Here is a 6,026-nt window from a genome sequence, read left to right as displayed (position 1 = left end):
CCTCCTATTCTGGCCGATATATGCGAAAAACCCGGTCATGCATCAAGCATGAAACGGGTTTTTCGACAGACTGAAGCGGCGGATGATTCCGCCGCTTCTTCTTTATTCTGTCACGCCTGGAGGGTCATGGTGAATTCCATCTGGTACCGCAGCTGGCCGGTGGTGGCGTTGCTGTCGGCAAACAGCCAGTCATTGACCCCGTGGTAGCCCTCCTGATGCACGGTCTGGGTGATGGTCACATCCCCGGCCTGGAGGGTGTAGTCCCCAAAGCCCCCCTCCGAGATGGCGGTCAGCACCCCGCTGTTCAGCCAGCTGATGCAGTTGTAGTCCCCCACCGCCGCCGCGAAGGAGAGGGCGGCCAGCTGCTTGTCAAAGGTGTCGTCTGTGCCGATCACCTGCTCCCCCATCACGTCTCGGCTCAGGGTGACCGCCACCACCTTCCCGTCTTCATTCAGGGTGAGCTGGTGGTCGGGTGAACCGTCTCCAAACAGGTGGATGACATTGCCCTTCTCCTCCCAGCAGCCGTTCTCATCCATCACCCGGTCGGAGCTCTGGGTGAGATAGTGGTACAAATCATTTACGTTGGCTACATACTGCTCCGCCGTGAGCATCCCCCGATGGCGGGGCATCTGGGCCTGGCCCGCCGTCAGCACCGTCAGGCCGAAGAGGACGGCGGCCGCCCCCACAAAGCCCCAGCACCGCCGGGCCTTGACGTCCTTGATGGCGTAGCCCCGCTCCTCCTCCCAGGGCAAGGTTTCGCAGTCGGCGCAGGCCCGGTAGCTCTTGTAATTGCGGTAGAGGTTATAGATGGGGATGCCGAAGCCCTCGCCCCTGGCAAAGACGCCCCAGGTGCGGGCCAGGGCGTCGCTCCAGGTCAGCTTCCCGCCGCGGGTGTCCCGGACCTGGAGGCCGAAGAGCCACTTGCCGGGGGTGTAGCCCCAGGTGGACAGCAGCAGGGGCTCCACCACCAGCATGGTGCCGTAATTCAGATAGCTGCCCAGCAGGGTGAAAAAAAGGCCTCCCGGCGGATTAAACCGCAGCACCAGCAGCTCGAAGGCCGACCACAGCACACTGTAAAGGTACAAATCCAGCCACCGGGCAAAGAACCGCCGCCAGGGGTAGGCCACCATGGGGGTGCTGTCCCTGTTCAGGCTGAAATACCCCTCCCCCTCCGCCGGGCGGTCCAGAACAGTCAGATACTTCTGGGCGTCCAGGGTGGCGTACTCCACCTGATCGGAGCGCATGGAGGCACACACCCGGCCGGCCCACTCCAGCTCGGCGCGCTGCTCCTCCAGGGTCCGCTGCTGCATGGCCAGGGCGGTATCCAGCCCCAGCTCCCCCCGCTGCACCTTTCTGATGGTATCCAGAGGCAGGCCCAGCTGACGCAGCAGCTTCAGCTTCCGCAGGGTCTCCACATCCTCCTCCGAGTAGATGCGGTAATTGTTCCCGCCCCGGGCCGGGGTGAAAAACCCCTCCTGCTCGTAAAACCGGATGTTGGCCCGGGTCATACCCAGGGTGGTCTCCAACTCTTTGATCGTCATGGCACTCGCCTCCTTGGCCTCAGCATAAGGCATCAAGTCCCTTTACAGTCAAGAGGTTTTTGCAGATTTTACCCGTTCAGCAGCTCCAGAGCGGCCTCCAGTTGGGCGTCCCCCTCACCGGTGAGGTAAACCTCCCGGTCCAGGGTCAGGCCGGTGCCGATGAGGGAGGTTCCGCTGCCGGTAAAGTAGCTGGCGGTGGAGATGGCAATCGCTCCGCCGTGGGGCAGGGCGAAGGTCTGCTGGGAGTAGCCTTTGCCGCTGGTGGGTTCCCCCACAATTTGGGCCACCCCCCACTCCTGGAGCTCGGCGGCAAAAAATTCGGCGGCGGAGTAGGTATCGGCGTTGACCAGCACCACCATGGGCAAATCCACACAGGCAGCGTCGGAGTAGGTGACCTCCTCATGACCCGCCTTGTCCCGGGTGAGAAAGACGGGACCCTCGGGCAGCAGAAAGTCCAGCATGTCGGTAAGCTGATTCAGATAACCGCCGCCATTGTTGCGCATGTCGAAAACGAGGGCCTGCGCCCCCTGATCCTGGAGGTTGGTCACCGCCTCCTCCAGGTACCGGGCGCTGTTGTCGTAGAAGTTGGCCAGAGCCACATAGCCCACATTCCCCTCCAGCATCTGGCTCACCACCGGATCAGAATCTACGCTGGCCAGCTCCACTGTCACGGTGCGGCTGGCACCGTCTATCCCCAGGATCTCCAGGGACACGGTGGTACCCGCCTCTCCCTGAATGAGGGTTACCCCGTCATACCGGGTCTCTCCCGCCAGGGAGGTGCCGTTCACGGCGGTAATAACCTCCCCGGCCAGCAGTCCCGCCGTCTCCGCCGGGCCGCCGGCGGTCACCGACTGGATGAGCAGGCCGTCCTCCCGCTCATAGGTGATAGTGACCCCGATGCCCACATACTGGTTGGTGCGCCGCTGGTTCTGGGCGGCGTACTCCTCCTCCGTCAGGTAGTAGCTCCACCGGTCCCCCAACCCGTCCACCAGAGCTTCCAGGGCCGCGTCCACCGCGGCGGTCTCGTCGTACTCTCCCACGAAGCTATCCTCCACCAGCTTCACCGCCCGCACCAGGGAGGCTCCGTAGTCCCCCAGATAGCTTCTGAGGGCCAGATACCCCACGCCCACACAGAGCAGGGCGGTGACCAGCACCACCGCCAGCAGATGCAGACCGGTAAAACGCCTGCGTTTCATCCCATTCACATCCTTTCCCGGAAACGCGCACAGGGCGGAGAGGCCACCCCTCCGCCCTGCTAGGTTGGTTCGTTGGTTCCATGAAAACGGTATTACCAGGAGGTCAAATTCAGATCCGGGAATTTGGCCTCCGGGTCGGTCCGCTGTCCGTTCACCCGGATCTCCAGGTGCAGGTGGTTGCCGGTGGAGTTGCCGGTGGTCCCCACATAGCCGATCACCTGACCCTGAGTCACCATCTGCCCCTCGCTCACTGCCCGGGAGCTCATGTGGGCGTACAGGGTAGAATTGCCGTTGCCGTGGTCGATGACCACGTAGTTGCCGTAGGACCAGTAAGCTCCGCTGCCGTACACCGAGGTGATGACTTGGCCGCTCTTGCAGGCCAGGATGGGGGTGCCTCCGTTGGCGGGAATGTCAATGCCGCCGTGGTTCTGAGCCCGGCCGCTTACCGGGTTGATGCGGTAGCCGAAGGGGGAGGAGATGCTGTACCAGCCGGGCAGGGGCCACATATAGCCGCTCTCGGAGACGATAGTGGTGCCGTTCTGCTTGCGCTGCTCCTCCAGCTCCTTCTGCTTTTTGACAATATCCGCCTGGATGGCGGCGGCGGCCTTGTCCTCCTCGTCCAGCAGGCGGTTGACCTCCGCCACATTCTTGTTCAGCTCGGCCAGCACTTTTTCGGCCTCCGCCACCTTCTCCTGCTGCTCGGCCTTCTTGGCCTCCTGCTGCTCCTTAACCTCCTGCTCGTCGGCCCGGGCGGCCTCCAGCTCGGCCTGGAGCCGCTCCAGCTCCTCCCGAACGGCGATGAGGTCGTCCATTACCTGGTTGTCGTAGTCCATCACGGCATCCACATCCGCCAGCCGGTCCAGCAGGTCGGAAAAGTTTTCGGCGTTGAAGAGGATGGACCAGTAGGATACCGTCCCCTCCTCCTCCATGGCCCGCACCCGCTGGCAGAACAGCTCGTACTGGGCCTGCTCGTTTGCCTCGGCCACCTTACGCTCCTCTTCCTTCTGGGCGATGGCGGCGTCATAGTAGGCAATCTGCGCATTGATGTTGTCCAGCTCGTCGTTGATGGCGTCCAGCTGCTTCAGCAGCAGGCTGCGCTTCTCCTCGGCAGCGGACTGCTCCGCCTCAGCGGCGGCCAGCTGCTCCTTCAGCTCGGCCTGCCTGGCCTGGCTCTCGGCCTGCTCCTGCTTCAGGGCGTCAATCTCGCTCTGGGTCACCGCCCCAGCGCCCCCGATGATCATGGTAAGCATGGGCAGCAGCATCAGCAGCGCCAGCAGCGCCGCCAACACGCCGAATACCACCCGGCGCTTCTCCACCTTCTGTCTCTTCTGCGTCTTTTGTCCTTTTGCCACTGTGTCTCTCCTTTTCTTCGCGGCGCAGGGAGTTATACCTGCAAAAACTTCCGGATCGCCAGCACCGAGCCGCCGGCGCCGATGACAAAGCCGGTGAGGGCGAACACCCCCAGCACCCGCAGGGCCATGGGCTGGAAAGGCAGCACCGTAATCAGCGAGATGGTGTCGGAGGTGGAAATGGCCCTGCTCACCAGCACGTAGACCCCCCACTCCAGGAAGAAGGCCACTGCCGCACCCACCAGGCCCAGAATCAGCCCCTCAAACACAAAGGGCCAGCGGACAAAGGAGTTGGTGGCGCCGCACATCTTCATAATGGCGATCTCTTCCCTGCGGTTGAAGGTGGCCAGTTTGATGGTATTGGCAATGATGAACAGGCTCACCGCCAGCAAAATAATGACCAGGATGACGGCCACCGCACCCGCCACGTTGCGGATGACGGTAAATCCCTCGGCAATCTCGGGGGCGGACTTGGTCCAGGCCACGCCGGCCACTGCGTTTACCGCCTCCTCGGTCTCCGCCAGCCTGCTGATGTCGTCCAGATAGACGTGGAACCGGTCCCGGTAGACCTCGGCGGGCAGGCCCTCAAAGAGGGGGTTGCCCTCATAGTCGGCCTCAAACTCCGCCTGGGCCTCCTCCTTGGTGACAAACTCCGCCCGGGCCACGTTGGGAATGTCCTCAATCTGAATCTCAAGACCCCGGGCCTCCTCCTGGGTCAGGGTATCCTCAATGTAGGCTGTAAACTGGTTTTCCTTCTCCAGGTCCCGGAACATGTTGGAGGCGTTTACCGCCACCAGGGAAAAGGACCCCATGATGAGCAGACAGCAGATAATCATGCATACCGCAGCAAAGGACATCAGCCCGTGGGTAAAAATGCTCCGGAATCCCTCCACAAAAAAATAGCCGAAATCATATCGTTGTTTCATTGTTATAATACCCGCCTGTCTCGTCGCTGATGATTCTGCCGTTCTCAATGGCCACCACCCGTTTGGAGAAGCGGTTGACCAGTTCCCGCTCGTGGGTGACCACCAGTACGGTGGTTCCCAGCTCATTGATGCGCTCCAGCAGCATCATAATTTCCAGGGAGCGCATGGGGTCCAGATTGCCGGTGGGCTCGTCGGCGATAATCATCTGCGGGTTATTTACCAGCGCCCGGGCAATGGCCACCCGCTGCTGCTCGCCGCCGGAAATCTGGCTGGGCAGCCTGTCCCCCTTCTGGTCCAGGCCCACCAGCTCCAGCACGTAGGATACCCGTTTGCGGATCTCCTTGGGGGAGGCGCCCACCGCCCGCATGGCAAATACCAGGTTCTCCCGGACCGTCTTCTTCTCAATGAGGCGGAAGTCCTGAAAAATGACCCCCAGGGTGCGCCGCATGTAGGGAACCTGGCGGGGCCGGATGTTATTCAGGTTGTAGCCGTTGACCATCAGCCGGCCGGCGGAGGGGGCGATCTCCGCGGTAATGAGCTTCAATATGGTGGATTTGCCCGAGCCGGAGGGACCCACCAGAAAGACGAACTCTCCGTCGTCAATGCGCATGCTGACCCCTTTCAGGGCCTTTGTGCCGTTGTCGTAGGACTTTTGGATGTCGATCAGACGTATCACACTTGCTTACCTCGTCTATGTATTTGTCGGATGCGAAACAACCGCCCATCACCAGGAGGGACGCCGTCTCCGGCGTCCCTGTTGTTGGCGGTTCAGTTGTCAATGCCCCGGGAAATCAGATACTTTTTCACCATCAGCGCCACCTTGAAGGTAATGGCGTCGTCAAACTCCCGCAGGTCCAGTCCGGTCAGCTTTTTGATCTTCTCCAGCCGGTACACCAGGGTATTCCGGTGGACGAAGAGTTTCCGGGCGGTCTCGGATACGTTCAGGTTGTTCTCAAAGAACTTGTTGATGGTAAACAGGGTCTCCTGGTCCAGGGCGTCAATGGGATTCTTCTT

6 protein-coding genes are annotated in these 6,026 nt (G+C 61.6%); all 6 read right to left on the bottom strand.

All coding sequences use genetic code 11. From position 1 onward, the window contains the following. Positions 1-110 precede the first annotated feature (110 nt). The gene (locus tag Q0J74_RS10025; protein WP_297214164.1) at positions 111-1,541 is read right to left on the bottom strand and encodes a MerR family transcriptional regulator; all 1,431 of its coding nucleotides are present in this window, start codon (positions 1,539-1,541) and stop codon (positions 111-113) included. A gap of 68 nt (positions 1,542-1,609) precedes the next feature. Continuing rightward, a complete protein-coding gene (locus Q0J74_RS10020; protein ID WP_297214163.1) occupies positions 1,610-2,737 on the bottom strand; it encodes a S41 family peptidase in 1,128 nt (375 codons plus the stop codon). 92 nt (positions 2,738-2,829) lie between these two features. After that, positions 2,830-4,089 (bottom strand): murein hydrolase activator EnvC family protein, encoded by a 1,260-nt coding sequence (locus Q0J74_RS10015; protein WP_297214160.1) that lies wholly within the window; start codon positions 4,087-4,089, stop codon positions 2,830-2,832. Between the two features lie 32 nt (positions 4,090-4,121). Beyond that, positions 4,122-5,012 carry a permease-like cell division protein FtsX gene (ftsX, locus tag Q0J74_RS10010; protein WP_297214156.1) on the bottom strand — a complete coding sequence of 297 codons (891 nt, stop codon included), beginning with the start codon at positions 5,010-5,012 and terminating at the stop codon, positions 4,122-4,124. After that, a complete protein-coding gene (ftsE, locus tag Q0J74_RS10005; RefSeq protein WP_297214154.1) occupies positions 4,996-5,688 on the bottom strand; it encodes a cell division ATP-binding protein FtsE in 693 nt (230 codons plus the stop codon). Before ftsE ends, ftsX begins: the two co-directional genes overlap by 17 nt. A 92-nt stretch (positions 5,689-5,780) precedes the next feature. Beyond that, a partial coding sequence (locus tag Q0J74_RS10000) for a PucR family transcriptional regulator (RefSeq protein WP_297214150.1) occupies positions 5,781-6,026 on the bottom strand: 246 nt, incomplete at its 5' end.

Origin of the sequence: uncultured Flavonifractor sp. (assembly GCF_944387675.1) — a bacterium.
GTDB lineage: Bacteria > Bacillota > Clostridia > Oscillospirales > Oscillospiraceae > Flavonifractor.
Note: the sequence above shows the minus strand (reverse complement) of the source record. Positions and strands in the feature narration are given on the sequence as shown.

Excerpts from the sequence above, each read along its gene's own strand:
- ftsX (WP_297214156.1), bottom strand. The coding sequence starts at position 5,012 with ATGAAACAACGATATGATTTCGGCTATTTTTTTGTGGAGGGATTCCGG.
- Q0J74_RS10020 (WP_297214163.1), bottom strand. The coding sequence starts at position 2,737 with ATGAAACGCAGGCGTTTTACCGGTCTGCATCTGCTGGCGGTGGTGCTG.
- Q0J74_RS10025 (WP_297214164.1), bottom strand. The coding sequence starts at position 1,541 with ATGACGATCAAAGAGTTGGAGACCACCCTGGGTATGACCCGGGCCAAC.